Annotated in this window: 20 protein-coding genes; 13 read left to right on the forward strand and 7 right to left on the reverse strand. The window is 66.7% G+C overall.

Going from position 1 to position 25,664, the window contains the following annotated elements; translation table 11 throughout:
* Nucleotides 1-30: 30 nt before the first annotated feature.
* From N7607_RS13275 to N7607_RS13285, 3 genes are all read right to left on the reverse strand, one after another.
* On the reverse strand, nucleotides 31-480 hold the full coding sequence (locus N7607_RS13275; RefSeq protein ID WP_279865252.1) for a nuclear transport factor 2 family protein: 450 nt from the start codon (nucleotides 478-480) through the stop codon (nucleotides 31-33).
* 89 nt (nucleotides 481-569) lie between these two features.
* Nucleotides 570-1,229, reverse strand: a complete 660-nt coding sequence (locus tag N7607_RS13280) for a glutathione S-transferase family protein (protein WP_279865251.1) — start codon at nucleotides 1,227-1,229, stop codon at nucleotides 570-572.
* Nucleotides 1,230-1,279: 50 nt separating this feature from the next.
* On the reverse strand, nucleotides 1,280-2,182 hold the full coding sequence (locus tag N7607_RS13285; protein WP_279865250.1) for a LysR substrate-binding domain-containing protein: 903 nt from the start codon (nucleotides 2,180-2,182) through the stop codon (nucleotides 1,280-1,282).
* A gap of 129 nt (nucleotides 2,183-2,311) precedes the next feature.
* Here N7607_RS13285 and N7607_RS13290 point away from each other — a divergent pair, with 129 nt between their 5' ends.
* The 8 genes from N7607_RS13290 (at nucleotide 2,312) to N7607_RS13325 (ending at nucleotide 13,960) form a co-directional block, all read left to right on the forward strand.
* The gene (locus N7607_RS13290; protein ID WP_279865249.1) at nucleotides 2,312-2,746 is read left to right on the forward strand and encodes a PACE efflux transporter; all 435 of its coding nucleotides are present in this window, start codon (nucleotides 2,312-2,314) and stop codon (nucleotides 2,744-2,746) included.
* A gap of 150 nt (nucleotides 2,747-2,896) precedes the next feature.
* Nucleotides 2,897-3,373, forward strand: coding sequence for a chemotaxis protein CheW (locus N7607_RS13295; protein ID WP_279865248.1), 477 nt, complete (start codon nucleotides 2,897-2,899; stop codon nucleotides 3,371-3,373).
* Nucleotides 3,360-4,844, forward strand: coding sequence for a CheR family methyltransferase (locus N7607_RS13300; RefSeq protein ID WP_279865247.1), 1,485 nt, complete (start codon nucleotides 3,360-3,362; stop codon nucleotides 4,842-4,844). Before N7607_RS13295 ends, N7607_RS13300 begins: the two co-directional genes overlap by 14 nt.
* Nucleotides 4,841-5,449 (forward strand): chemotaxis protein CheW, encoded by a 609-nt coding sequence (locus N7607_RS13305; protein WP_279865246.1) that lies wholly within the window; start codon nucleotides 4,841-4,843, stop codon nucleotides 5,447-5,449. The genes N7607_RS13300 and N7607_RS13305 overlap by 4 nt, the downstream gene beginning before the upstream one ends.
* 20 nt (nucleotides 5,450-5,469) lie before the next feature.
* Nucleotides 5,470-7,098, forward strand: a complete 1,629-nt coding sequence (locus N7607_RS13310) for a methyl-accepting chemotaxis protein (RefSeq protein WP_279865245.1) — start codon at nucleotides 5,470-5,472, stop codon at nucleotides 7,096-7,098.
* 7 nt (nucleotides 7,099-7,105) lie between these two features.
* Nucleotides 7,106-9,304, forward strand: coding sequence for a response regulator (locus N7607_RS13315; RefSeq protein WP_279865244.1), 2,199 nt, complete (start codon nucleotides 7,106-7,108; stop codon nucleotides 9,302-9,304).
* Nucleotides 9,305-9,314: 10 nt separating this feature from the next.
* Complete coding sequence (locus N7607_RS13320) at nucleotides 9,315-10,379, forward strand: chemotaxis protein CheB (protein ID WP_279865243.1); 1,065 nt, start codon at nucleotides 9,315-9,317, stop codon at nucleotides 10,377-10,379.
* Between the two features lie 2 nt (nucleotides 10,380-10,381).
* Entirely contained in the window at nucleotides 10,382-13,960 is a 3,579-nt protein-coding gene (locus N7607_RS13325; protein WP_279865242.1) for an EAL domain-containing protein, read from the forward strand.
* A gap of 116 nt (nucleotides 13,961-14,076) precedes the next feature.
* Here N7607_RS13325 and N7607_RS13330 read toward each other — a convergent pair whose 3' ends face one another.
* The 4 genes from N7607_RS13330 to N7607_RS13345 all read right to left on the reverse strand — a co-directional run bounded on the left by N7607_RS13330 (nucleotide 14,077) and on the right by N7607_RS13345 (nucleotide 20,986).
* On the reverse strand, nucleotides 14,077-15,477 hold the full coding sequence (locus tag N7607_RS13330) for a TolC family protein (protein ID WP_279865241.1): 1,401 nt from the start codon (nucleotides 15,475-15,477) through the stop codon (nucleotides 14,077-14,079).
* Complete coding sequence (locus N7607_RS13335) at nucleotides 15,474-18,656, reverse strand: efflux RND transporter permease subunit (protein ID WP_279865240.1); 3,183 nt, start codon at nucleotides 18,654-18,656, stop codon at nucleotides 15,474-15,476. The genes N7607_RS13330 and N7607_RS13335 overlap by 4 nt, the downstream gene beginning before the upstream one ends.
* 11 nt (nucleotides 18,657-18,667) lie before the next feature.
* On the reverse strand, nucleotides 18,668-19,909 hold the full coding sequence (gene mexE / locus N7607_RS13340; protein ID WP_279865239.1) for a multidrug efflux RND transporter periplasmic adaptor subunit MexE: 1,242 nt from the start codon (nucleotides 19,907-19,909) through the stop codon (nucleotides 18,668-18,670).
* 159 nt (nucleotides 19,910-20,068) lie between these two features.
* Nucleotides 20,069-20,986 carry a LysR family transcriptional regulator gene (locus N7607_RS13345; protein ID WP_279865238.1) on the reverse strand — a complete coding sequence of 306 codons (918 nt, stop codon included), beginning with the start codon at nucleotides 20,984-20,986 and terminating at the stop codon, nucleotides 20,069-20,071.
* 198 nt (nucleotides 20,987-21,184) lie between these two features.
* Here N7607_RS13345 and N7607_RS13350 point away from each other — a divergent pair, with 198 nt between their 5' ends.
* The 5 genes from N7607_RS13350 to N7607_RS13370 all read left to right on the forward strand — a co-directional run bounded on the left by N7607_RS13350 (nucleotide 21,185) and on the right by N7607_RS13370 (nucleotide 25,654).
* Nucleotides 21,185-22,207, forward strand: a complete 1,023-nt coding sequence (locus N7607_RS13350) for a zinc-dependent alcohol dehydrogenase family protein (RefSeq protein WP_279865237.1) — start codon at nucleotides 21,185-21,187, stop codon at nucleotides 22,205-22,207.
* 133 nt (nucleotides 22,208-22,340) lie between these two features.
* Nucleotides 22,341-22,907 carry a sigma-70 family RNA polymerase sigma factor gene (locus tag N7607_RS13355; RefSeq protein WP_279865236.1) on the forward strand — a complete coding sequence of 189 codons (567 nt, stop codon included), beginning with the start codon at nucleotides 22,341-22,343 and terminating at the stop codon, nucleotides 22,905-22,907.
* Nucleotides 22,908-22,929: 22 nt separating this feature from the next.
* The gene (locus tag N7607_RS13360; protein WP_279865235.1) at nucleotides 22,930-24,600 is read left to right on the forward strand and encodes a multidrug ABC transporter permease/ATP-binding protein; all 1,671 of its coding nucleotides are present in this window, start codon (nucleotides 22,930-22,932) and stop codon (nucleotides 24,598-24,600) included.
* Between the two features lie 125 nt (nucleotides 24,601-24,725).
* Nucleotides 24,726-24,929, forward strand: a complete 204-nt coding sequence (locus tag N7607_RS13365) for an MbtH family NRPS accessory protein (protein ID WP_279865234.1) — start codon at nucleotides 24,726-24,728, stop codon at nucleotides 24,927-24,929.
* Complete coding sequence (locus N7607_RS13370; RefSeq protein ID WP_279865233.1) at nucleotides 24,929-25,654, forward strand: alpha/beta fold hydrolase; 726 nt, start codon at nucleotides 24,929-24,931, stop codon at nucleotides 25,652-25,654. The genes N7607_RS13365 and N7607_RS13370 overlap by 1 nt, the downstream gene beginning before the upstream one ends.
* Nucleotides 25,655-25,664: the final 10 nt, after the last annotated feature.

Consider the following 25,664-nt stretch of genomic DNA (forward strand, 5'->3'; position numbering starts at 1 on the left):
GAGTGCCGCCCCAGCCACTCCCACAGCGTGTTAAGGCTGGATCGTCGCCTCGATCCGCACGATCTTCGGCTCACCCTCGATCAGGCGCAGGCTGGCGGTCTCCTGCATGCCGGTGCTCATCTCGTGGCCCTGCAGGCTCAGGGTTTCCTTGGTGGTGTCCTTGACCGTGGCGCTCTGGCCGTCTTCGGCGATCTCGATCGACTCGATAGCCACTTCCATGCGGTAGCTGTCCAGGCCGGACCAGCCCTGCTTGAGCAGCTGGCGGTATTTGTCCGCGTCGAGCTCGATGCTGCCCTTGGCGGCAGTGATATGGATGCGCACGTCGTCGCTCATATGCGCCAGGGTGGCGTCGATATCGCGCTGCGAGGCGGCGGCCGCTATCTGGTCGTACAGGTTGCGGATGTTGTTCTCGGTCAGCGCCGGATCGGCGTGAACCAGCGGGGCGAACAGGCAGAGCAGGGACAGCGCGAGCTTTTTCATCGACCTTCCTTGTGGAGCGCGGTTACGGATGGCCGATGCTAGCGGCATCGCGCCGGCAAAAGGAACCCCACCGTGATGCAAGCTGCGGATCAGTCCCGGTCCGGTGCGCCCAGCGGGAAGAACGCCCGGTAGGGCCGGGCCTCGTCCACCGCGCGGGCGAACGACGGTCGCTGCAGCAGGTGCTGGCGATAGGCGCGCACCCGGGGGAAGGCTTCGCTGATCGGCTGGGTCCAGTCGGCATAGAAGAGGAAGGGCGCTGCCGCGCAGTCGGCCAGGCTGAAGCTGTCGCCGGCGGCCCAGGTGCGGCCCTGCAGGCGCTGCTCCAGCCAGGCGTAGGCGGTATCCAGCATGCGCCGCGCCTCGCTCACGCCGTAGGCGTCGCGATCATCCGGCGCGCGCAAGGCATCGAACACGCACTTCTGCTGCGGGCTGGAGATGTAGTTGTCGAACACCCGGTCCATAAAGCGCACTTCCAAGGCTTGATTCGGATCGTCCGGAATCAGCCGCACCGGCCCCGGGCGATTCAGCTGCAGGTGCTCGATGATGATGCTCGACTCCACCACCATCTGCCCGTCGTCCACCAGCAGCGGGAAGCGGCGCATGGGCCATAGCTCGCCGAGGCGCTGCATGTGCTGTGGCTGCTCGGGTGCCAGCAGGCGGTACTCGAAGGGGATGGCGTTCTCGTAGAGGGCGATCAGCACCTTCTGGCAGTAGGAGGAGAAGGGGTGAGCGTAGAGTTCCAGGGCCATGCGGTGGGTCTCCGTCTAGGTGGTTTGCTCTTGGTCGAACGGCGATGGCCTCAATCGACAGGCTGCTGATTTTCCTGCGCCGTTTCTTCCGCCAGCCAGTTCAGCAGCGCCTTGATCGCCGGCTGGCGCTCGCGCCCTGGCACGCACAGGGCCAGGTAGCGCGCGCCGGGCAGGCTGATATCGGCACGATAGGGCTGCAGCAGGCCACTGGCCAAGCTGTCGGAGACCAACACCGAGCTGGCCAGCACCAGGCCCTGGCCAGCGATGGCGGCCTGCAGGGCGTAGTGCTCGTCCGGATAGTCGCGGCGCATGGCGCTGGCTATCCAGCCTTCGTTCGCCTCGGCCGCCCAGGTTTCCCAGGCCGGCAGGCCGGACAGCGGTGCCTCCCAGCCCACGCCGATCAATTCAGGCCGCTGTGCGGGCAGGCGCTCCAGCAGCTGTGGTGCGGCGTAGGCGGCGAAGCGCTCCTCCAGCAGCGCTTGCTGGTACAGCTGCGGGTAATCACCCAGGCCGCAGCGGATGGCCAGGTCGATGCTGGCGTCGCGCTGCAGGTCGACCAGCTCGTTGCTGGTTTCGATGCGCACGCGGATGCCCGGATGGCGGCGGTAGAAGCGACCGAGGCGGGGGATCAGCCAGAGCGCGGCGAAGGCCGGCATGGTGCTGAGGCTCAGGCTCTGCTCGCCGGCCTGCGGACGCAGTGCCTCCAGACTGCGGTCGATCTCCAGCAGGGCGCCGTGCAGGCTGCGGCGCAAACGCTCGCCGGCCTCGGTCAGGCGCACGCCGCGACCCAGGCGCTCGAACAGCAGACTGCCGAGCCACTGCTCCAGGCCACGGATCTGGTGCGACACGGCGGTGGGCGTGACATTCAGCTCCAGCGCCGCAGCACGGAAGCTGGCCAGGCGCGCGGCGGATTCGAAGGTGCGCAGGGCGGTGAGGGGCAGGCGGGCGAACATGGGCGGCTCGTCGATAGGTGAGTTGGATTCATCCTGGCGAACTATAGGTCATTTGTCCGCGTGCCCGATCATCAATAGATTCAGCGTCACGGCGAGCTGCTCATGGTTCGGCCACGGGTGAGGTGAACTATGCAAGGCGCAAAACGCAAGGTGGTCCAGGCGCTGCTCTACGAGTTGATCGGCGCGCTGTTCGTATCGCCGGTGATCGCCTTCGCCTTCGACGAGAGCATGGTCTACTCCGGCACCCTGGCGCTGCTGCTGTCGCTGGTGGCGCTGAGCTGGAACATGCTATTCAACGGCCTGTTCGAGTACTGGGAAGCCCGGCAGAAGCGGCGTACCCGCACCCTGGGGCGGCGCCTGCTGCATTCGCTGGGTTTCGAGGGCGGCCTGGCGCTGATGCTGGTGCCGTTGATGGCCTGGTGGCTGGATATCTCCTGGTGGCAGGCACTGGTGGCCGATCTGGGGCTGCTGCTGTTTTTCTTCTTCTATGCCTTCGCGTTCCAGTGGGCGTTCGATCTGCTGTTCGGCGTGCCGAATTCGGCCGTCGAGATTTGCCAGGAATGAGCTGATCGGACCCCTTGCTTGCTCCGTATTGCCTGTCGGCAAGGTGCCGACGCGTTGGCAGACTAGTTGACCGAGTGGACCGGTTCGCTGGACGTGCCGCTGTGCTGGGCTAGGGTAATGAAGAACAGCTAGCGGCAACTGGACGCCTCTATGGACAGATTTTCTGTGCTGCCTTTCCGGCTAGCGGGGCAGCATCTGGCGGTACCTCTGGAAAACGTGATCCGGGTGATCCCGGCACTGCGCTGCACACCGTTGCCGGGCGCGCCGCAGACCGTTCTCGGCCTGGCCAATGTGCGGGGGCAGATAGTCCCGGTAGTGGATCTGGCACGGCGCTTCGCCTGGTCGGCGGCACCGCTCGCGCTATGGCAGCCGTTCCTCTGGTTGCGCAGCCGCACGCGCGAACTGCTGGTGCCGGTCGATGGCGTGGAGACGGCGACCCAGTGCTCCGCCACGGATGTGGTCGATTCGGCGCAGCCCCAGGTGCCCAGCGAGATAGTGCGCGGCGTGCTGCGTACCGAAGAGGGCATGCTGCTGATCCAGGACGTCGAGCAACTGCTGACCGACGCCGACGAACTCGAACTGCAGCGTGCCCTGGATGCCCGCGGAGCGGACCATGCGCCAGGCTGAGTCGATCTGTTCGCCGCGGCTGCTGGAGGTGCTGGTGAGCAAGGTGCACCAGCACCTGGGCATGGACTTCAGCGGGGCGCGTCGTCCAGAACTGCTGCGGCGCCTGCGTCAGCTGGCCGTGGAGCAGGGGCGTGATCCGGCTGCCTGGCTGGAGAGCCTGGCCTTCGCCGATTGGGACGATGCACAGATCCAGGCCCTGATTCCCGCCTTCAGCGTCGGCGAAACCTACTTCCGCCGTGATGCCGAGGCCCTCGACTGGCTGGCCCGCCACCATCTGGCGCCGCTGCTGCAGCGCCGCCGCGCCGCTGGCCAGCGCTATTTGCGGGTGTGGAGCGCGGCCTGCTGCACCGGCGAGGAGGCCTACAGCCTGCTGTTCCTGCTCGACGGGATGCTGGGCGCCGAAGCATCCAGCTGGACGCTGGAACTGCTGGCCAGCGATATCAATGCCGGTTTCCTCGCCCGTGCCGAGCAGGGGCGTTACGGGCAGAACGCCTTTCGGCGCAACGAGGAGGCGTTCCGCGCCCGCTATTTCCAGGCCGATGAGCGCAGCTGGCGGGTACGCCCAGAATGGCGCGGCCGCATCCACTTCCTGCGCCACAACCTGGCCGACAAGGCGCTGCCCAACCCCGGCCGCGGGTTGGCCGGGGTCGACCTGATCCTCTGTCGCAACGTGCTGATGTACTTCTCCATCGAACATGCCACGGCCGCGCTGCGCCGCTTGCTGGCCTGCCTCAGCGACGACGGCATCCTGGTGCTCAGCGCAGTGGAGGCCGGCCTCGCGACCCAAGCCGGGCTGAGCGGTTTCTGGGCCGGTAACAACTATGCGCTGGCGGCAGGCGCCGCCTTGCGGGCATCGCCGCCGGCGGCCAAAACGCAGCCCACGCCACCCGCGGTGGCGCAATTCAAGTTCGTACCAGCCGTGCTTCCCGAACTTGTTGCCAGCGCGCCGGCGCAGGTCAAACCCGACGCCCTGTGGCAAGACGCCGAGGCAGCCTTGGCCCAGGGCCGCATGGAGCGGGTGCGGGAACTGCTGGACGCCTACCTGGCGCAACCCGGGCTGGCCCCGGCCAAGCGCTACGACGCCTGCCTGCTGATGGCACGCAGTTGGGCCGATCAGCAACGCAGCGGCGAGGCCAGGGAATGGCTGCAGCGCGCCCTCGATCTGGAGGCCGCGGCGCTGCCGGCCTATTGGCTGCAGGCGCTGCTGGCCCGCCAGGAGGGCGACGTAACGGCGGCACTGCAGGCGCTGCACAAGGCGCTCTACCTGGACCCGGACTGCACGATGCTGCACTTCCAGCAGGGCTTGCTGCTGCGCGAGGCCGGGCGCCGCCAGGCCGGCGACAAGGCCCTGCGGGTCTGCGTGGGGCAACTGCAGTCCTGTGCCGCCGATGCGCAGTTGCCGCTCGGGGACGGCCTCAGCGCCGGCCAGCTGCGCCGGCTCTGTGAACAATTGCTGGAGGACCGCGCATGAACGAGACGAACAGCGTCGAGGAGCGCTGGACGCAGCTGCGCGAGCGCCTGGCGGAGTTCGAGCGGCGCATCGATCAGGGATTCTCCCCGGACCCCGGCGAGCAGCAGGAGCGCCTGCTGCAACGCACCCGCGAATGGGCGCGCAGCGTCGAGGAAGCCCGGCCGGACAGCCTCATCGAGCTGCTCAGCTTCACCCTCGGCGAGGAGCTCTACGCCATCGAGACCGGCCATGTCGGCGCGGTGCTGCCATTGCCGCACTTCACCCCGCTACCGGGCACGCCGCCCTTCGTGCTGGGCATCGTCAACGTGCGTGGGCACATCGTCTCGGTGCTGGACCTGCGGGTGTTCTTCGAGTTGCCGATCGAGGGGCTCTCCGACAAGAACTACCTGGTGGTGCTGCGCAACCAGGACATGGAATTCGGCCTGCTGGCCGATCGCATCCGCGGTATCGAGCAGATCCCGCGCGACAGCCTGCAGGCGGGCCTGGCCAACCTGACCGGCATCCGCGCGAACTACCTGCTGGGGGTTACCGCGGAGCAGACCACGGTGCTGGATGGCGCGCGCCTGCTCGGTGATCCGAACCTGCGCATCCACGCCGACGACTGACGACCCTGCAAGGAGGATTCATGCTGGCAAACCTGTTGAACCTGCGTATCGGTAGCAAGCTGATGCTGGCCTTCGCCGCGCTGATCCTGGGTTTTGCGCTGCTGCTGTTCACCACGCTGGAGCAATTCGTCGCCCTGCAGAAGAGCGAGGAGGAGCAGTTCGCCCGGCGCTATGCGCGGGTGACCGACGTCAAGGACCTACTGATCAGCATCAACCTGCAGCGAGTGGAGATGCTCAGCGCCCTGGGCGGCGATGCCCAGGTGCTGGAGGAAAGCATTCGCGCCGGCAGCGAGCTGAATGATCGCCGCCTGGAGCGCCTGCAGGCGGCCGTGCAGGGCGACGAGATCACCATCGAGCTGCTCGAACAGATGCAGAGCCTGCGCGCCGGCTATATGCGCAGCCGCGACAACGAGGTGCTGCCGCTGCTGCAGGCCGGCAAGCTGGACGAGGTGCAGGCGCTGGTCGCCGGCCCGCAGCGGCAACGGGTGGAACGCCTGCATGACCTGGCTGAACAACTGGTGGCACGCACCAACCAGCGCATCGCCGAGAGCACCGTGCAGTCGCAGCAGGCCCTGGAGGACCTGCGCAGCAGCATCTTCCAGGCCGGCCTGGCCCTGGTGCTGGGCGGCGCGCTGCTGGCCTGGCTGCTCAGCCGACATATCGCCCAGCCGCTGGCACGGCTGACCAACCTGGCCGAGCAGATCGGTCGCGGCGAGATTCCCCGCGAGCTGCCGGGGCATACGCGCCAGGACGAGGTCGGCCGTCTGAGCCATGCGTTCTTCAACATGAGCCAGTACCTGCGCGAGCTGGTCCAGGAGCTCGACGAAAGCATCTCGGTAGTGGCCAGCGCCAGCGAGGAGATCATCGCGGTCACCACCCAGGTAGCGGCCAGCACCCAGGAAACCGCCACGGCGATCAGCGAGATCGCCACCACGGTGGAGGAGGTCAAGCAGACGGCGGTGTTGGCCGGCAACAAGTCGCAGTCGGTCAGCGAGAGTACCGAGCGTACCCGCCAGGTGGCGCAGAGCGGTCGTCAGTCGGTGGAGGAAACCCTGCGCGGCATGGGCCTGATCCGCGAACAGATGCAGGCGGTGGCCGAGAGCATCATGCGCCTGGGCGAGCAGAGCCAGACCATCGGCGAGATCGTCGCCTCGGTCAACGACCTGGCCGAGCAATCCAACCTGCTCGGCGTGAATGCCTCGATCGAAGCGGTCAAGGCCGGCGATGCGGGCAAGGGTTTCTCGGTGGTGGCGCAGGAGGTCAAGACCCTCGCCGACCAGTCCAAGCAGGCCACCGCCCAGGTGCGTGGCATCCTCGGCGACATCCAGAAGGCCATGACCAAGGCGGTGATCCTCGCCGAGGAGGGCAGCAAGTCGGTGGAGGGCGGCTACCAGCGCGCCCAGGTCAGTGGCGAGGCGATCCGCACCCTGGGCAGCAGCGTGGAGGAGTCCAGCGAGATCGCCCTGCAGATCGCCGCCACCAGCCAGCAGCAGATGATCGGCATGGACCAGATCGGCAGCGCCATGGAGAACATCCGCCAGGCCAGCCAGGACAATGTGGCTGGCGCGCGGCAGGTGGACATGGCGGCGCGCAACCTGCACCAGCTCGGCCTCAAGCTCAAGGGCCTGGCGGCCCGGTTCAAGCTGTGAGGCGCCCGTGAGCTTCGATCGCGACGCACTCAGGCAGCGGCTGCAGGCGAGCTTCCGCGCCGAGGCGGACGAGCGCCTGGCGATCCTCGCCGACACCCTGGCCAACTGGCGCGAGGGCGGCGCCAGCGAGCAGGGCATCGAGTCGCTGTTTCGCGAGGTACACAGCATCAAGGGTGCCTCGCGGGCCGCCGGGATCGGCGAGATCGAGCGCATCTGCCACGCCTGGGAAAGCCTGCTTGGCGCCGTGCGCCACGCCGATATCGAGCTGACGCCGGAACGGGTGGACCTGTGCCGCCTGACCCTCAAGCTGGTGCAGCGCCTGCACGCCGGTCAGGAGGTGGATAGCTACGAACTGGCGCAGATGATCGACAGCCTCAACGACAGCACCCTGGGCCAGGAGGTGGAGCTGCCGGTGGTGGAGGCGCCGATCCCCGAGCTGCCGCAGGACCCGACCACCGTGCGCGTGGCCACCGAGCGCCTGGACGCACTGCTGTTCCACAGCGAGGTGCTGCTGCAGCACAAGCTGGAGGCCCAGGCCCACGCGCGCAGCCTGCAGGAACATGCGCTGGCCTTCGAGCCGCAGCGGACCAAACGCATGCTCGGCTCCGGCGCGCTCAAGCAGCTGCGCGAGAGCCTCGATGAGCTGCCGGGCAGCGCCCAGGACGGCCTCAAGAGTGTGCTCGATTACCTCGACTGGAGCCTGTCGCAGCTCGACCGCCTGCATTTCGGTGCCGCCCGCCTGGCCAAGTCCGGAACCCAGCTGGCCCTGGGGCTGGCGCAGTTGTCCGACGCGCTGACCGGCGAGATGCAGGGCGCGCTGCTGCTGTCCGGCAGCAGTTTGCTCGAAGGTGTGCCGGCCATGGTCCAGGACATCGCCAGCCAGGCCGGCAAGCGCGCGGAACTGCAGGTGCGCGGCGAGAGCCTGCAGATCGACAAGCGCATCCTCGACGAGCTGCGCATCGTCCTCACCCACCTGTTGCGCAACGCCATCGACCACGGCCTGGAGACCCCGGAACAGCGCAGCGGCCAGGGCAAGAATCCGGTGGGCAAGCTGCTGGTGGAGCTGATCCAGGAATCGGCGGACCGCTTCGAGCTGCGGGTCAGCGACGATGGCGCGGGCATCGATCCTGCCGGGTTGACGGCCAAGGCATTGGCTGCCGGCCTGATCGGCGCAGAGCAGGCGCAGGCCATGGGCGAACGCGAGGCGCTGGGGTTGATCTTCCTGTCCGGCCTGTCCACCAGCGGCATGATCACCGACATCTCCGGCCGCGGCCTGGGCATGGCCATCGTGCAGGACACGGTGGAGCGCCTCGGCGGGCGCATCGAGCTGGATTCCACGCGAGGTGCCGGCACCTGTTTCCACCTGCACCTGCCGCTCAGTCTGTCCACCTTCCGCGCCGTGATCGTGCGCAACGCCGAGCGGGTGTTCGCCGTGCCGGCCCTGGCGGTGGAGCGTTGCCTGCGTCTGCCGGCGAGTGCCATCCGCACTTTGGAGAATCGCCCGTCGGTGGCCTTCGAAGGCGAGGTACTGCCGCTCTGGCCGCTGGCCGATGTACTCGGCCTGGCGCAGCCGCCGATCATCGCCAGCGAGCTGACGCTGCTGCTGCTCAAGGTGCGCGGCGAGCGTTTCGTGCTGCTAGTGGAGGAGCTGCTGGGCGACCAGGAAATCATCGTCAAAAACCTCGGCCGCCAGTTGCAGCGGGTGCGCAACCTGATGGGCGCCACCGTGCTCGGCGATGGTCAACTGGTGCCCATCCTGCATCCCGCCGATCTCTATCGCAGCGCACTGGAGGCGCAGGACTCCAGCCTCAGCCAGCAGGCGCAGCCGCGCCGCAGCGAGGTGGTGCAGCGCCTGCTGATCGCCGAGGACTCGTTTACTTCGCGGGGGCTGCTCAAGGCGATTCTGGAGGCGGCGGGCTACCGGGTGACCACCGCCAACGACGGCTTGGAGGCCTGGAATGCCTTGAAGCAGGGACAGTTCGACCTGCTGGTGTCCGACGTGGAAATGCCGCGTCTGGACGGTTTCACCCTGACCAGCCGCATCCGCGCCGACCGCACCCTGGCGGATCTGCCGGTGGTGCTGGTGACCGCCCTGCATTCCGCCGAGGACCGCGCCCGCGGTCTGGAGGCGGGGGCCAACGCCTATCTGGCCAAGAGCGGCTTCGAGCAGGACAACCTGCTAGAAGCCATTCGCCGGCTCATCTGAGGGGACGGTAATGCGTGTGCTGGTAGTGGACGATTCACCGGTGAGCCGCATGCTGCTGCGCGCCGTGCTCGAGGGCGAGGGCTACGAGGTGCGCGAGGCGAGCACGGGGGACGAGGCCTTGCAGGTGCTCACCGGGTTCACCCCGGACATCGTCACCATGGACGTGCACATGCCCGGCATGGATGGCTACGAGACCACCGAGCGCATCCTCGAGAGCTACGCCTTGCCGGTGGTGATTCTCTCCGCCAGCATCAACCATCAGGCCTCGGCCACCGCCATGCGTGCGCTGGAAGCCGGCGCCCTGGCGGTGCTGGAGAAGCCCGCGGGGCCGACCGCGGTCGACTTCGAGGAGCGCATCGACGAGTTGCTGCGCACCCTGCGCAGCATGGTCCAGGTGAAGATCGTGCGGCGCAAGCGCCGCGCCAGCGAGATGGGCCCCGCCGATACCCCGCCGCTGGTGATGCAGACGGCTGCCTGCGCGCCGCAGCTGGTGGCCATCTCCGCCTCGGCGGGTGGCCCGCTGGCGGTCAAGGCTCTCCTGCAATCCCTGGCCCCGCAGCAGCCCTGGCCATTGGTGCTGGTCCAGCACATCGCGCCGGGTTTCCTGCCGAGCTTCCGCGACTGGCTGGCGACGCTGACGCCGATACCCATCGTGATCGCCGAACGCGGCCAGCGCCTGACTTCGGGAGCACTGCACCTGGCGCCGGATGGCCATCACCTCGGCTTCGCCGCCAACCGCAGCGTGATCCTCGACGACGCGCCGCCGGAAGAACACGTGCGTCCGGCCGCCAATTACCTGTTCCGTTCGGTCGCCCGTCACTTCGGCAAGCAGGCGATCGGCATCCAGATGTCCGGCATGGGCCGCGATGGCGCCCAGGGCCTGGCCGAAATGTGCCAGGCCGGCGCCCTGACCCTGGTACAGGAGCCGAGCACGGCGGTGATCGATTCCATGCCCAAGGCCGCCATCGGCCTGCAGGCGGCCCGTCAGGTGCTGTCGCCCGAGGGCATCGCCAACCTGCTCAACGCAATCGCCGCTCACATGGCTGCAGTGAATGGAAGTAACAGGAGGGAATGACCATGTATGCAGATGCCGAAATTCTGGTGGTGGAGGACAGCCACACCCAGGCTACTGAACTGCAGTACATGCTCGAAGCCGTCGGCTGCAAGGTGCGGGTGGCGAGCAATGGTCGCGAGGCGCTGGAGATGGTGGCGGTGCGCAAGCCGACCATCGTCATCAGCGACATCGTCATGCCGGAAATGGATGGCTACGAACTGTGCCGCCAGCTGAAGAGCTCGGCGCTGACCCAAGGCATTCCGATCATCCTGGTCACCGCCCTGGCCGATGCCCGCGACGTGGTGCACGGGCTGGCCTCGGGGGCGGACAACTTCATCGTCAAGCCCTTCGACGAGAAGTACCTGATGTCGCGCATCCGCTACTTCCTGGTCAACCTCGAACTGCGCACCCACGAGCGGGTACAGATGGGCGTCGAAGTGGTGCTGGAGGGCGAGCGGCATTTCATCACCGCCAGCCGCCAGCAGATCCTCGACCTGCTGATTTCCACTTACGAGCAGGGGGTGCGCCTGAACAACGAATTGCAGGCCAAGCACGACGAGCTGGCCCGTACCAATTCGCTGCTCAACTGCCTGTTCCACTTCACCAGCGGTCTGACCGATGCCAAGAGCGAGCGCAACGTCATCGACGCGGCGCTACGGCGGATTCTGGAGTTTCCCGATGCGATCGGTGCCTGGCTGCTGCTGGCCGACGCCAACGACCCGCATGAACCGGCTCACGTGGCCGGCGCCTGCGCCCGCGGGCAGAACTACTCGAAGCACGAACTCAACAACTGTGCGCGCAACTGCCCGTGCCGGCACGCCTGGATCAGCGACAAGCTGTCGCGGCCGAGCAATATCAGCGACTGCCCGGCGCTGGTCGACAAGCCGGGCGACTCCATTCACGCCAGCATCCCGCTGCAGCTGGGCGGCGAAATCATCGGCATGCTCAACGTGGTGCAGCGCGATGCGCAGCCCTGGTCGGAAGAATCGCTCAGCGCCCTGGCCTCCATCGGCCGCCAGCTGGCCATGGCCCTGGGCCGCGTGCGCCTGTTCGAGAGCATGGAGCAGCTGGTGGAGCAGCGTACCGAGGCGCTGACCAAGAGCGAGGAACTGCTGCGCAAGGTGCTGGACAGCCTGCCGGTGGGGGTGTTCGTCACCGACCAGCAGGGCCGCCTGATCATGAGCAACCCGGAGAGCAGCCTGATCTGGGGCGGCGCCCATCCCAGCGGCGCGGAAGGCTATGGCCACTACCGCGGCTGGTGGGCGGAAACCGGCGAGCGCATCACCGAGTCGGACTGGTCGATGATGCGCGCGGTGCAGCATGGCCGGGTGTCGCGCAACGAGGTGGTCGACATCGAGACCTTCAAGGGCGAGCGCAAGACCATCCTCAACTCGGCGGTGCCCTTCCTCGACGCCAGCCGGGTGATCCAGGGCGCCATCGTGGTGATCCAGGACATCACCGAGCAGCGTCGGCGCGATCTGGAGATCCGGATCCGCACCCGTGCGGTCGAGGCCAGCGTCAATGCGGTGATCATCACCGATGCCGAGCACCCGGATCAGCCCATCGTCTATGCCAACCCGGCCTTCGAGCGCATCACCGGCTACTCGGTGGAGGAAGTGCTGGGGCGCAACTGCCGCTTCCTGCAGGGGCAGGACCGCGACCAGGCCGAGCTGGACAGCATCCGCCGGGCCCTGGTGGCTAAGGAAGAGGGCGCAGCGCTGCTGCGCAACTTCCGCAAGGACGGCTCGGAGTTCTGGAACGACCTGCGGGTGGCGCCGGTGGTCAACGATCGCGGCAAGGTCAGCCACTTCGTGGGCATCCTCCACGACGTCACCGAGAGCAAGCGCTATCAGGAAGAGCTGGAACACCAGGCCAACCACGACAGCCTCACCGGCCTGCCCAACCGCAACCTGCTCAACGACCGCATCGGCCAGGCCATCGCCTTCGCCAACCGGGGTGGCGGCCAATTCACCCTGGCGTTCATGGATGTCGACCAGTTCAAGGTGGTCAACGACAGCCTGGGCCACAGCGCTGGCGACCAGTTGCTGATCGAAATCGCCGCGCGTCTGCGCGCCAGCGTGCGCGACATCGACACGGTGGCACGCCTGGGAGGCGACGAGTTCATCATTCTGGTGGCCGACGCCGTCCAGCTCAGCGAGCAGGTCGCCCTACTGGAGCATATCAAGGACACCATCGCCAGCCCGATGATGCTGGATGGGCAGGAGGTAGCGGTCAGCTGCAGCATCGGTTTCTGCTGCTTCCCCAGCGACGGGCGCGATGCCGGCACCCTGCTGCGCAACGCCGACACCGCCATGTACCAGGCCAAGCACCAGGGGCGTAATCGCATCTGCGCCTTCATGCCGGAGATGAACGAGCAGGTGCAGGCGCGCCTGGCCATGGAGCAGCAGACCCGCCATGCCCTGCAGAATCAGGAGTTCATCGTCTTCTACCAGCCCCAACTGGACCTGCAGAGCGGCCGCCTGTGCGGCTTCGAGGCCCTGGTACGCTGGAATCGCGGTGGCACCATCGTCTCGCCGGGCGAGTTCATTCCGCTGGCCGAGGAAACCGGCTGGATCGTCGATATCGACTTCTACGTGTTCGAGATGGTGTGCAAGCAGCTGGCAATCTGGCGCGAGAGCTTCAGCCAGGACCTCAGCGTGGCGGTCAACTTCTCCGCCATCAGCTTCGCCGACGAGAACTTCATCGAGCGCATCCTCAGCGTGCTGAAGAACCAGAACATTCCCTCGCGCTGGATCAAGATCGAGCTGACCGAAACCATCCTGACCAGCGATGCCGACGTGGTGCAGCGCAAGATGCAGCACCTGTGCGAACAGGGCGTGCGTTTCTCCATCGACGACTTCGGTACCGGCTACTCGTCGCTGGGTTACCTCAAGCGCTTTCCGTTCAGCCAGCTGAAGATCGACCGCAGCTTCATCACCGACATCCTCACCGAGCCGGACAGCGCCTCGCTGGCGCGCTCGATGATCTCCATCGGTCACAACCTGGGGATCAAGGTGATCGCCGAAGGGGTGGAGCAGTCGGAACAGATGAGCTTCCTGCGCGCGGCCGGTTGCGACGAGATGCAGGGCTATTTCTACTCGCCGCCGCTGCCACCGCTGGCCTGCATGCAGTTCCTGCAGAGTGGCGCGCCGCTGAGCCTGCCTAGCAATATTCTCGATGGTACCGAGCGCTATCTGCTGGTCGTCGACGGTAGCCCCGAGAGCCATGAGGCCCAGCGCCGTGCCTTGCGCCTGGAGAGCTACAAGATACTCACCGCCAGCGATGGCGCGGACGCGCTCCAGCTGATGGCCAGCTACCCGGTGGACGTGGTGCTGACCGACCTGAGCCTGGCAGACATGAGTGGCGTGGAGTTCCTGCGCAAGATCCGCAGCATCTACCCGGACGCCATCCGCCTGGCCCTGAGCGACGCGAGCCGAGTCGGCAGCATCCTCAAGGCGGTCAACGAGGGCGTGATCTACCGCTTCATCACCACGCCCTGGGAGCCGGAAGACCTGCGCAACCAACTGCGCGAAGCCTTCCAACAACGCGAACTGCACCGGGAGAACCGCCGCCTGCGCGCGCAGTTCGACATGGCCCGCTGAGTTAGGCAAAAAAATCCCCGCGGCCAGGAGCGAGCCGCGGGGAGCGCAATGGCCGACAAGGGCAGGGTCGGCCCAGGAGGGACTGTGAAGTCCGAGCGTGCTCGGACGAATTCGGATCAGGCGTTGGGCTGCCAGCCTCCGCCTAGTGCCTTGTAGATGGCGACGATGCCGCGATACAGCTCGATTTCGGCGAGGGCCTGGGCGTCTTCGGCGGCCAGGCGCTCGCGTTCGGCGTCGAGCAGCACGAGGAAGTCCTCGGTGCCTTCGCGATAACGCACTGCCGCCTGGGCCGCCGCCGCGCGGCTGGCCTCGGACTGGCGCACCAGCGAGACCAGGCGTTGCTGGCGCTTGGCGTAGTCGCTGAAGGCGTTTTCCGACTCTTCCAGGGCCAGCAGCACCTGCTGCTCGTAGCTGGCCAGGGCGCCGTCGGCATCGGCCTCGGCACCGCGCAGGCGAGCTCGCACGCTACCCAAGTCGAACGCCGCCCAGCTGATGGTCGGTGCCACGCCCCAGGCCCGCGCGTCGGCGGCGCCGAGCTGCGAGCCGCGACCGGCGGTGAAACCGAGGAAACCGGACAGGCTCACTCGCGGGAACAGATCGGCCGTGGCTACCCCTACATTGGCGGTGGCGGCGGCCAGCTGGCGTTCGGCGACACGGACATCCGGGCGGCGGCGCAGCAGCTCGGCCGGATCACCGATCGGCAGGGCCTTGGCGATCACCGGCAGCGGCTTGGCCGACAGGTCGACGGTCAGCTGTTCCGGGCGTTGGCCGAGCAGGGTGGCGATGCGGTGACGGGCACGCGCCTCTTCGGCCTGCAGTTGCGGCAGGCTGGCTTCGGTGGCGGCCAGGCGCGCATCGGCGCGCAGCACGTCCAGCTCGCTGCCGATACCAGCGTCGCGCAGTTGTTCGGTGAGGGCGCGCGACTGGCTCTGGTTCTTCAGGTTGTCGCGGGCAATCCGCTCCCTGAGTTGTGCGCCACGCAGGTTGCCGTAGGCGTCCACCAGCTCGGCGATCAGGCTGACCTGCAGCTGGTACAGCTCGGCCTCGGTGGCTTCGCTCTGCGCATCGCTGGCCTCGATGGTGCGCTGGATGCGGCCGAACAGGTCGAGCTCCCAGGCCATGTCCAGGCCCAGGTCGTAGCGTTCCTGACGGATGCGCTCCTCATTGGTTGGCGGCTGCTGGGCCTTGCCGAACTCACCACTGGCGCGGCTGGTGATCACCGGCATCTGGTCGTTGCCGACATCGTCGCGGATGGCGCGGGCGGCGCGCAGGCGGGCGAAGGCCACGCGCAGCTCGCGGTTTTCCTGGAGCGACTGCTGTACCAGCTGGCTCAGGGTCGGATCGTCGAACTGCTGCCACCAGGCCGATTCGAAATCGGTACGGTCGTAGTCGCCGGCCTCCAGCGCGGTGATCTGCGCCGGCTGGGTTTCTGGCGCCTTATAGTCCGGGCCGACGGCGCAGGCGGCCAACATAAAAGCGGGCGCGAGAGCGAGCAGGGCGGGAATCAACGGCTTCATGCATGTACCTCGTGAGCGATCTGGTTGGCCTTGCGCGCTTCACGCTTCTCCACGAAGGCGCGGATCAGCACGTAGAACACCGGGGTCAGCAGCAGGCCGAAGAAGGTCACACCGATCATCCCGCTGAACACCGCCACACCCATGGCATGGCGCATCTCGGCACCGGCGCCGCTTGAGAGCACCAGGGGCACCACGCCCATGATGAAGGCGATGGAGGTCATCAGGATCGGGCGCAGACGCAGGCGGCAGGCTTCCAGCACGGCGGCCATGCGGTCGAGGCCTTCTTCCTGTTTCTCCTTGGCGAACTCGACGATGAGGATGGCGTTCTTGCACGCCAGGCCCACCAGCACGATCAAACCGATCTGGGTGAACACGTTGTTGTCGCCGCCGGCCAGGATCACCCCGGTGATGGCGGAGAACAGCACGGTCGGCACGATCAGGATCACCGCCAGCGGCAGGCTCCAGCTCTCGTATTGGGCGGCCAGCACCAGGAAGGCCAGCAGCACGCAGAGCGGGAAGATGAAGATCGCGGTGTTGCCGGCGAGGATCTGCTGGTAGGTCAGCTCGGTCCATTCGTAGGTCATGCCGTTGGGCAGTTCCTCCTTGAGCAGCTTGGCGATGGCCGCCTCGGCCTGGCCGGAGCTGTAGCCGGGAGCTGCCGCACCGTTGATCTCGGCGGTGAGGAAGCCGTTGTAGTGCATCACCCGATCCGGGCCCGAGGCGCTATCGACCTTGACGAAGGTGGACAGCGGGATCATCTCGCCACGGTTGTTGCGTACCTTGAGCTGGCCGATCTGCTCGGGCTCCAGGCGGAACTGCTGCTCGGCCTGGACGTTGACCTGGTAGGTGCGGCCGAAGCGGTTGAAGTCGTTGGCGTACAGCGAGCCCAGGTACACCTGCATGGTGTCGAAGATGTCGCTGATGGCAACGCCGTGGGTCTTGGCCTTTTCGCGGTCGATGTTGGCGTCGATCTGCGGCACGTTGACCTGGTAGCTGGTGAACACCGACATCGGGTTCAGCTCCGGCAGCGCGCGCGCCTTGGCCAGGATGTTCTGGGTCTGCTTGTACAGCTCCTCGTAGCCGAGGCTGCCGCGGTCCTGGATCTGCAGCCGGAAGCCACCGATGGTGCCGAGCCCCTGCACGGGCGGTGGCGGGAAGATGGCGATGTAGGCGTCCTGGATGTCGGCGAACTGGGCATTCAGCTCGGCGGCGATGGCGCCGGCGGACATGCTCGGGTCCGTGCGCTCATCGAACGGCCGCAGCGGGGTGAACACGATGCCGCTGTTCGGGCTGTTGGTGAAACCATTGATCGACAGGCCCGGGAAGGCCACCGTGTTCTCCACACCCGGATGCTTGCCGGCGATCTCCGACATGCGCTTGATCACCTCCTCGGTACGGTCGAGGGTGGCGGCGTCCGGCAGCTGGGCGAAGGCGACCAGGTACTGCTTGTCCTGTTGCGGCACGAAGCCGGTCGGGGTGCTGGAGAAGCCCAGGTAGCCGAGCGCCAGCAGGCCGGCATAGACGAACAGGGCGATCGAGCTGCCGCGCAGCACGCGCTTCACGGTGCCGACGTAGCCATGGCTGGCGCGGTCGAAGAAGCGGTTGAAGGGGGTGAACAGCCAGCCGCCGAACAGCTTGTCGAGCACCTTGGAGAAGCGATCCTTCGGCGCGTGGTGATCCTTCAGCAGCACGGCGGCCAGGGCCGGCGACAGGGTCAGCGAGTTGAACGCCGATATCACGGTGGAGATGGCGATGGTCAGCGCGAACTGCTGGTAGAACTGCCCGGTGAGGCCGGAGATGAACGCGGTCGGCACGAACACGGCGCACAGCACCAGGGCGGTGGCGACGATGGGCCCGGTCACTTCCTTCATGGCCTGGCGGGTGGCATCGATGGGTGATTTGCCCAGGCCGATGTTCCTCTCGACGTTCTCCACCACGACGATGGCGTCGTCCACCACGATGCCGATGGCCAGCACCAGGCCGAACAGCGACAGAGCGTTGAGCGAGAAGCCGAACAGGTGCATCACGGCGAAGGTGCCGATCAGCGATACCGGTACGGCGGCCAGCGGGATGATCGAGGCGCGCCAGGTCTGCAGGAACAGGATCACCACCAGCACCACCAGCACGATGGCCTCGAGCAGGGTGTGCACCACCGCCTCGATGGAGCCACGCACGAAGATGGTCGGGTCGTAGACGATCTCGTAGTCCACGCCCTGCGGGAAACTCTTCTTCAGCTCGGCCATGCGGGCCCGCACGGCGTCGGAGATCTCGATGGCGTTGGAGCCGGGGCGCTGGAATACCGGGATGGCCACCGCCGGCTGGTTGTTCAGCAGCGAACGCAGGGCGTACTGGCTGGAGCCCAACTCGATGCGCGCGATGTCCTTCAGGCGGGTGATCTCGCCATCGTCGCCGGCGCGGATGATGATGTTCTCGAACTCCTCCTCGCTGACCAGGCGGCCCTGGGTGTTGATCGACAGCTGGAAGCTGTTGCCGGCGTCCGAGGGCGGCGCGCCGAGGGCACCGGCGGCGACCTGGCGATTCTGCTCGCGGATGGCGGCGACTACATCGCTGGCGGTGAGGTTGCGCGAGGCCACCTTGTTCGGGTCGAGCCACACGCGCAGCGAATAGTTGCCCATGCCGAACAGCTGCACGTCGCCCACGCCGTCCAGGCGCGCCAGCTCGTCCTTGACGTTGAGCGCGGCGAAGTTGGACAGGTAGAGCATGTCGTAGCGCTGATCCGGCGAGGTCAGGTGCACCACCATGGTCAGGTCCGGCGATGCCTTGTCCACGGTCACGCCGAGGCGCTGCACCTCGGTGGGCAGGGTCGGCATGGTGCGGGTCACGCGGTTCTGCACCTGTACCTGGGCGTTGTCCAGGTCGGTGCCGAGGGCGAAGGTGATGGTCAGGGTCAGCTTGCCGTCGGCAGTGGACTGGGACGACATGTAGAGCATGCTCTCCACGCCGGTGATGGCCTGCTCCAGCGGCGAGGCCACGGTTTCACCGATCACCTTGGGGTTGGCGCCGGGGAAGTTGGCGCGCACCACCACGGTGGGCGGCACCACTTCCGGGTATTCGCTGATCGGCAGCTGGAACAGCGAGATCGCACCGGCGATCAGCACCAGCAGGGACAGCACGGCGGCGAAGATCGGCCGCTTGATGAAGAACTGGGAGAAGTTCATGGCGTTCTACCTCAGCCGCGCGGCGCGTTGCTGGATTTGGCTTGTTGTTCGGCTACGCGCGGGGCGTCGTGGCCATCCACGGCCTGACGCAGGCGCGCCAGTTGGGCGAGGGTGGCTTCGTCGGCCATCGGCACGGACTGCGGGTCGACGGTGGCGCCGGGCATGGCGCGCTGCAGGCCGTTGACCACGATCTTCTCGCCCTTGGCCAGGCCGCTGCGGACGATGCGCAGGCCTTCCAGCTTCGGACCGAGCTCGATGGCGCGGTAGTCCACGGTGTTCTTGTCGCCGAGGACCAGGACGAACTTCTTGCCCAGGTCGGTGCCGACCGCTTCGTCCTTGATCAGCGCCGCTGCATAGGTGCTGCTGCCGACCAGCTTGAGGCGGGCATAGAGGCCCGGAGTGAAGCGGCCGTCGCGGTTGTCGAACACGGCGCGGCCGCGGATGGTGCCGGTGCGCGGGTTGACCTGGTTGTCGAGGAAGTCCAACTGGCCCTCGTGCGGGTGGCCGCTCTCGCTGGACAGGCCTAGGTACACCGGGCTGGCGCCGCGGGCGTCGCTTCCGGCCTTGCGGGCCAGCTCGATGTACTTGAGGAACACGCGCTCGTCGGCGTCGAAATAGGCATAGACCTTGTCGGTGGACACCACCGAGGTCAGCAGCGACTGGCCGGCGCCGACCAGGTTGCCCTCGGTGATCTCGGCGCGGCTGACGCGGCCGTCGATCGGCGAGGTGATGCGGGTGAAACTGAGGTTGAGCTGAGCGTTCTCCAGTTCCGCCTGGATCGCCGCGACATGCGCCTGGGCGGCAGCGGCGGCGCTGCTGCGGGCATCGGCCAGTTCGGCGGAGATGGCGTTGCTCTGGCGCAGGCGATCACCGCGACGGGCCTCGTTGGCGGTGCGGGTGGAGTTGGCGCGGGCCTGTTGCAGCTGGGCCTGCAGGCGCTTGACCTCGGCTTCGAACGGACGCGGGTCGATCTGGAACAGCAGGTCGCCTTTCTTCACCAGGCTGCCCTCGTCGAAGGCGACGCGGTCGACGTAGCCGGAGACGCGCGGGCGGATCTCGACGGACTCGGGTGCCTCGAGGCGGCCGGTGAACTCGTCCCATTCGTTGATCGGCTGTTCGATGACTTCGGCGATGCTGACTTTGGCGGCCGGCATCTGCTGGCCGGCGTCCTCACCCTTGCCGCAGGCGCTCAACACCAGAACGGCCGCAAGGGCCAGGGGAAAACGCCAGGAGATATTGTTTGACTGTTCCATGTGTGACTCCGCCAGTCGGATTTGTGAATGGGCGGAGTCTGCTCGGCGCAGTTTGAAGGCACGAATCGAACGATCCGAAGATGAATATCATCCGGAATGATGATTCATGCTCTGGCGTTAATAGTGGCTGTGGCGCCCGTTGCAGAGCGCCTGGTGCGGTCAGACGAGGGTGTCGGGATCGCCACAGAACATCTGCAGGCGCGAGCGCAGCCAGCGTTCGGCCGGGTCGTTGTCCTGGGCGCCGCGCCAGACCATGTGCAGCTCGAAGGTGTTGCTCTCGAACGGCAGTGGTTCGGCGCGTAGGCCGCCGATGGCGATCAGCGCGGAGGCGGCGTAGTCCGGCACGGTGGCCACCAGGTCGGTGCCGGCGAGCAGTGCGCCGAGACCGTTGAACTGCGGCACGGCCAGCACCACGCGGCGTTTGCGTTCGAGTTTTTCCAGGGTTTCGTCGATGAAGCCGATCAGGCCGCCGGCGAACGACACCATGGCGTGCGGGCGCGCGCAGAAATCGTCCAGGCTGAGGTGGCCCGGCACGCTGTCGGCACGCAGCAGGCGCGAGCCACCGCGGCGGATCACCTTGCGCTTGGCGTTGGCCGGCAGCTCCTCGGTGTAGCTGACGCCCACGGAGATCTCGCCGGAGGCCAGCAGGTTGGGCATCAACAGGTAGTTGGCGCGGCGCACCACTATGGATACCCCGGGCGCTTCGGCGCGCAGGCGGCGCAGCAGTGGCGGCAACAGGGCGAATTCGACGTCATCGGACAGGCCGATGCGGAACACCGCGTTGCTGGTGGCGGGGTCGAAGTCGGTGGCGCGGCTGACGGCGGTGGAGATGGAATCCAGCGCTGGCGAGAGCAGGCCGAAGATCTCGGTGGCCCGCGCCGTGGGCTCCATGCTGCGTCCGGTACGCACGAACAGCGGGTCGTCGAACAAGCTGCGCAGGCGGGCGAGGGCGGCGCTGATCGCCGGCTGGCCGAGGAACAGTTTCTCCGCGGCACGCGTCACACTGCGCTCGTGCATCAGCGTCTCGAATACGATCAGCAGGTTCAGATCGACGCGGCGCAGGTCGTTGCGGTTCATCACTGTCTTCCATGTTGGGTGTGTGAAAGGTGCGGCCGTGGCAAGATAACGTCAAGAGCGAGGTTGACCTTATCGTCAACCTCGGCCGTCGGCGGGCCCGATCATCCACATTTATGGTGACTATCAATGTGCGCGGGTGGTGTCGATGGATAAGCCCATATAGAGTCCGGGGCCATAGAGTCCACGGCGAGGTGTGTGATGTCCCGCATGATCCGTTTCCACCAGTTCGGCGATGCCAGCGTGCTGCGTCTGGAGGAATTGCCGACCCCGAAACCTGGCCATGGCGAGGTGCTGATCCGCACCCAGGCGCTTGGCGTAGGCTGGCGTGACGTACTGTGGCGGCAGAACCTGGCGCCCGATCAGGCGGCGCAGCTGCCGGCCGGTGTCGGCTTCGAGCTGTCCGGCGTGGTCGAGGCCGTTGGCCCGGGCGTCGACGATCTAACCCCTGGCGTGGCGGTTGCCAGCTTCCCGGCCTTCAGCCCCAACCAGTACCCGGCCTGGGGCGATCTGGTGCTGATGCCGCGTAGCGCGCTGACCCGCTATCCCGACGTGCTCACGCCGGAAGAAGCGGCGGTGCACTATACCCCCTATATGCTGGCGTACTTCGCCCTGGTCGAACTGGCCGATGTGCAGCCGGGCCAGCGCGTGCTGATCACCGAGGCTGCTCACTGCCTGGCGCCCCAGGCGGTGCAGATGGCCAAGGCGCTCGGCGCCGTGGTGGTCGCCGCCACCAGCGAGGGTTCCACTCGTGCCTATTTGCGTGAGCTGGGCGCCGACAAGGTGATCGATACCGAGGAGCAGGATCTGGTCCTCGAGGTTGAGCGCTTCACCGACGGCAAAGGCGTAGAAGTGGTGCTGGACCAGTGCGCCGGCCCGCAGATGAAGCTGCTCGGTGATGTTGCGGCGACTCGCGGCAAGCTGATCATCTATGGCGTGAACGGTGGCAATGATGCGGCGTTCCCGGCTTGCGCGGCGTTCAAGAAGCATCTGCAGTTCTTCCGTCACTGCGTGCTGGACTTCACTGGCCAGCCCGATCTGGGCCTGCAGCGCGACGAGGAGGCGGTGCAACGTGCGCTGCAGCGGATCAACCAGCTGACGGCCGATCGTTTGCTCAAGCCGACCATCGCCAAGTCCTTCGCTTTCGAGGATTTCATCGCGGCCAACCAGTTCATGGAGACCTGTCCGGCCGGCGGCCGGGTTGTGATGAATATCCCCGGGTAAAGAACGTGATCATGCTGGCCAAACGCCGCCTTCGGGCGGCGTTTGCATTTCTTAAGGAAAAATCATGAGCAACGCTTGAATTGATAAGGATTATCATTAAGATGCGCAGCACGTTGCAGCCGAGGATTGGGCTATGGGAACGTTTCATCGTTGGGGGGAGCCCGCCGGCACACCGGTACGCTTGGCCTCCGACACCAGGAACAACGGGCTGGACAGTCTCTACGCCACACATCGGCGGGTATTGATAGACGCCGCCAAGGGCGTGCTCGGCTGCCGTGCGCGCGCCGAGGATGTGGTGCACGACGCCTTTCTCAAGCTGTGGGAGAGCGGCGACCGCCACGCCATCGAAGACCCGCTACGCTACCTGTTTCGCATGGTGCGCAACCTCTCCATCGACCGCCTGCGCCGCCAGGCCCTGGAAGGTCGCTACAGCGCCGACGAGGATGCGCTCGACGAGCTGCCGGCGCCGCAGTCCGGCCCGGAGCAGCGCGCCATCGGCCAGCTGGAGTGGCAGCGCCTGCAGCACGCCCTGGGCGAGCTGCCCGAACGCACCCGCACCGTGTTCACCATGAGCCAGTTGGAGGGCTACAGCCAGCGCGAGGTGGCCACCCATCTCAGCGCCTCGCCGACCCTGGTGCATTTCCTTCTGCGCGATGCTCTCAGCCATTGCCGCAGCCGCCTAGATACCGAGGCGGCCTGACTTCCGCCGTTCTGGACTTGCCATGAAACTGCTCAAGCTGCTGTTCCGTGATAACCGTCTGCCGCTCTCCGGCATCGTCCTGCTAAGCCTGTGCAGTGCAGTGCTCAGCGTTGGCGTGATCGCTTTCATCAACCTCAAGCTGATCCGCCTGGAAGGCGAACTGGCGACCACGCTGCTCAGTTTCCTCGGCCTGCTGGCGCTGTTGATGATCAGCTCGGGAGCGGGGCAGGTGGCGCTGCACACGCTTGGTCACCGCTTCGTCTACCGCCTGCGTCGCAGCCTGGTACGCCGGGTGCTGGACACCGACATCGAGCGCCTGGAGCAGATTGGTGGGGCACGCATCCTCGCCAGCCTGTCCAGCGACATCCGCAACATCACCATCGCCTTCGTCTACATGCCGGAGCTGACCTACGGCCTGATCCTCAGCATCGCCGCCTTCAGCTACCTGGCCTGGCTGTCGCCGGCGCTGTTCGGCATCACCGCCGGCTGGCTGGGGCTGACCCTGCTGGTGGGCTGGTTCTTCGTCGGCAAGGTCAATCACCACATCCGCCTGCTGCGCGAAGCGGAAGACCACCTGTACCAGGACTATCAGGCGATCATCGACGGCCGCAAGGAGCTGGCGCTCAACCGTGACCGCGCGCGCATGCTCTACGACGAGGAATTCGACCGCGACGCCCGTGCCTATCGCGACAACGTCACCCGCGCCGACATCTTCAACGGCCTGGCCGGCAACTGGGCCAACGCCATGGTGCTGGGCAGCATCGGCCTGGTGTTCTTCTGCGCCAGCGGCCTGGGTTGGGCCTCCGGCGAAGTCGCCGCCACCTTCGCCCTGACCGTGCTGTTCCTTCGCGCGCCGATGGTCGCCACCGTTGCTGCATTGCCCAGCCTGCTGGCCGCGCGCATCTCGCTGGACAAGCTGGAGGCGCTGGATCTGGCGCCGGAAACCAGCGATATCGCTACAGTACCCAGCCTCGGTGACTGGCAGAGCCTGCAGTTGGCCGGCATCGAATACCGTTATCCGGGCGAGGGCGAGGAGGCTGGCTTCGATGTCGGCCCCATCGACTTGGAGCTGCGTCGCGGCGAACTGGTGTTCTTGGTCGGTGGCAACGGCAGCGGCAAGTCGACTCTGGCGCGCCTGCTCACCGGTCTGCATCGCCCGGCTGGTGGCGAGATCCGCCTGGACGGCCGCGTCATACAAACCCATGAGTGGCAGTCCTATCGTCAGCTGTTTGCCAGCGTGTACACCGATTTCCACCTGTTCTCCCGCCTGCTCGGTCCGGCGGCAGCGGAGGTGGAGGAGTCGCTGGTCGGCCAGTGGCTGGATCGCCTGCGCCTGCGCCACAAGGTCAAGTTCGCCTCTGGGCGCCTGGCTGACACGCGCTTCTCCCAGGGCCAGCGCAAGCGTCTGGCGCTGATGCTGGCGATGCTCGAGGACCGCGACATCCTGATCCTCGACGAGTGGGCTGCCGACCAGGACCCGCTGTTCCGTCGCCTGTTCTACCGCGAGCTGTTGCCGCAGCTGAAGGCCGCCGGCAAGACCGTGCTCGCCATCACCCACGACGACCACTATTTCGACCAGGCCGACCGCCTGCTGAAGATGGATGGTGGTCGTCTGTTCGAGCTCACCGGCGAAGCCCGTGACCGCGCCACCCAGGATGCGGTCAGGGAAATCGGCGGCTCCATCCCGGCCTGATTGCAGTCGTTCCAGCCCTTGGTAACAGGGGCAGGCCCTGTCATGTCCGTGCAAACGAATTAAATGAAAATTATTCGCAGCTTCGTGCGTCTTTAAAGCGTGCCACCTTTTATGAGGGATACCCCATGAGTCTGGATAATCCGCAAACCACCTTCCTGGTGGTGGTCAACGACGAGCAGCAGTACGCCATCTGGCCCGCCTACAAGGCCGTTCCTGCTGGTTGGCGCGAAGATGGCGTGCGCGGCGACAAGCCGACCTGCCTGGCCCATATCGCCAGCGTCTGGACCGATATGCGCCCGCTCAGCCTGCGCGAGGCCATGGACGCCTGATGCAGCTGTTCTGCCTGGCCCATGCCGGCGCCAGCGCCATGCCTTACGCACGCTGGCGCAAGCGCCTGCCGCGTTGGCTGGACGTCTGTCCGCTGGAGCTGCCGGGCCGCGGCGCCCGAGAGGGCGAGCCGTTGTGCCAGGAACTTCCGGCGCTGCTGGACGACCTCAAGCAGGCCTGGCTGCGTGAGTGCAACGGTCCGTATCTGCTGTGGGGGCATAGCCTGGGTGCCATGCTCGCCTTCGAGCTGGCCCAGGCGCTGATTGCCGACGGCCATGACGCACCGCTGGCGCTGTTCGCCTCGGCTTCCCGCGCGCCGTCCCGTCGCCTGCAGGCGCCGCGCATGACCACGCGCAGCGACGGCGAACTGTTCGCCGGCCTGGACGGCTTCGCTCGTCTGCCGCGCGAGCTACTGGCCGACCCGCTGTTCCGCCGCGAACTGTTGCCGGTGCTGCGCAGCGACTTCGCCCTGGCCGAGAGCTACCGCTACCAGCGTCGCGCACCCTTGCCCTGCGCACTGCATGTGCTCGGCGCGCGCCGCGACTGCCTGAGCGAAGAAGACCTGCGCGCCTGGCGTCGCGAAACGCGCGGCCCTTTCACCCTGGAGTGGCTGGATGGCGACCACGCCTATCTGCGCCCCCAGGAAGATGAACTGCTGTCCCTGATCGAATTCCATGCCACGCGCCTGTTGCGGCGCGAGGCGGCTGGCTTGCCCCTGGGCGCCTAGGCCACTCTTT

Source organism: Pseudomonas sp. GD04019, assembly GCF_029837695.1.
GTDB lineage: Bacteria > Pseudomonadota > Gammaproteobacteria > Pseudomonadales > Pseudomonadaceae > Aquipseudomonas.

What these genes read in the sequence shown, in the direction of transcription:
- N7607_RS13275 (WP_279865252.1), bottom strand. Translation starts at nt 480, where the DNA reads ATGAAAAAGCTCGCGCTGTCCCTGCTCTGCCTGTTCGCCCCGCTGGTT.
- N7607_RS13280 (WP_279865251.1), bottom strand. Translation starts at nt 1,229, where the DNA reads ATGGCCCTGGAACTCTACGCTCACCCCTTCTCCTCCTACTGCCAGAAG.
- N7607_RS13285 (WP_279865250.1), bottom strand. Translation starts at nt 2,182, where the DNA reads ATGTTCGCCCGCCTGCCCCTCACCGCCCTGCGCACCTTCGAATCCGCC.
- N7607_RS13290 (WP_279865249.1), top strand. Translation starts at nt 2,312, where the DNA reads ATGCAAGGCGCAAAACGCAAGGTGGTCCAGGCGCTGCTCTACGAGTTG.
- N7607_RS13295 (WP_279865248.1), top strand. Translation starts at nt 2,897, where the DNA reads ATGGACAGATTTTCTGTGCTGCCTTTCCGGCTAGCGGGGCAGCATCTG.
- N7607_RS13300 (WP_279865247.1), top strand. Translation starts at nt 3,360, where the DNA reads ATGCGCCAGGCTGAGTCGATCTGTTCGCCGCGGCTGCTGGAGGTGCTG.
- N7607_RS13305 (WP_279865246.1), top strand. Translation starts at nt 4,841, where the DNA reads ATGAACGAGACGAACAGCGTCGAGGAGCGCTGGACGCAGCTGCGCGAG.
- N7607_RS13310 (WP_279865245.1), top strand. Translation starts at nt 5,470, where the DNA reads ATGCTGGCAAACCTGTTGAACCTGCGTATCGGTAGCAAGCTGATGCTG.
- N7607_RS13320 (WP_279865243.1), top strand. Translation starts at nt 9,315, where the DNA reads ATGCGTGTGCTGGTAGTGGACGATTCACCGGTGAGCCGCATGCTGCTG.
- N7607_RS13325 (WP_279865242.1), top strand. Translation starts at nt 10,382, where the DNA reads ATGTATGCAGATGCCGAAATTCTGGTGGTGGAGGACAGCCACACCCAG.
- N7607_RS13330 (WP_279865241.1), bottom strand. Translation starts at nt 15,477, where the DNA reads ATGAAGCCGTTGATTCCCGCCCTGCTCGCTCTCGCGCCCGCTTTTATG.
- N7607_RS13335 (WP_279865240.1), bottom strand. Translation starts at nt 18,656, where the DNA reads ATGAACTTCTCCCAGTTCTTCATCAAGCGGCCGATCTTCGCCGCCGTG.
- mexE (WP_279865239.1), bottom strand. Translation starts at nt 19,909, where the DNA reads ATGGAACAGTCAAACAATATCTCCTGGCGTTTTCCCCTGGCCCTTGCG.
- N7607_RS13345 (WP_279865238.1), bottom strand. Translation starts at nt 20,986, where the DNA reads ATGAACCGCAACGACCTGCGCCGCGTCGATCTGAACCTGCTGATCGTA.
- N7607_RS13350 (WP_279865237.1), top strand. Translation starts at nt 21,185, where the DNA reads ATGTCCCGCATGATCCGTTTCCACCAGTTCGGCGATGCCAGCGTGCTG.
- N7607_RS13355 (WP_279865236.1), top strand. Translation starts at nt 22,341, where the DNA reads ATGGGAACGTTTCATCGTTGGGGGGAGCCCGCCGGCACACCGGTACGC.
- N7607_RS13360 (WP_279865235.1), top strand. Translation starts at nt 22,930, where the DNA reads ATGAAACTGCTCAAGCTGCTGTTCCGTGATAACCGTCTGCCGCTCTCC.
- N7607_RS13365 (WP_279865234.1), top strand. Translation starts at nt 24,726, where the DNA reads ATGAGTCTGGATAATCCGCAAACCACCTTCCTGGTGGTGGTCAACGAC.
- N7607_RS13370 (WP_279865233.1), top strand. Translation starts at nt 24,929, where the DNA reads ATGCAGCTGTTCTGCCTGGCCCATGCCGGCGCCAGCGCCATGCCTTAC.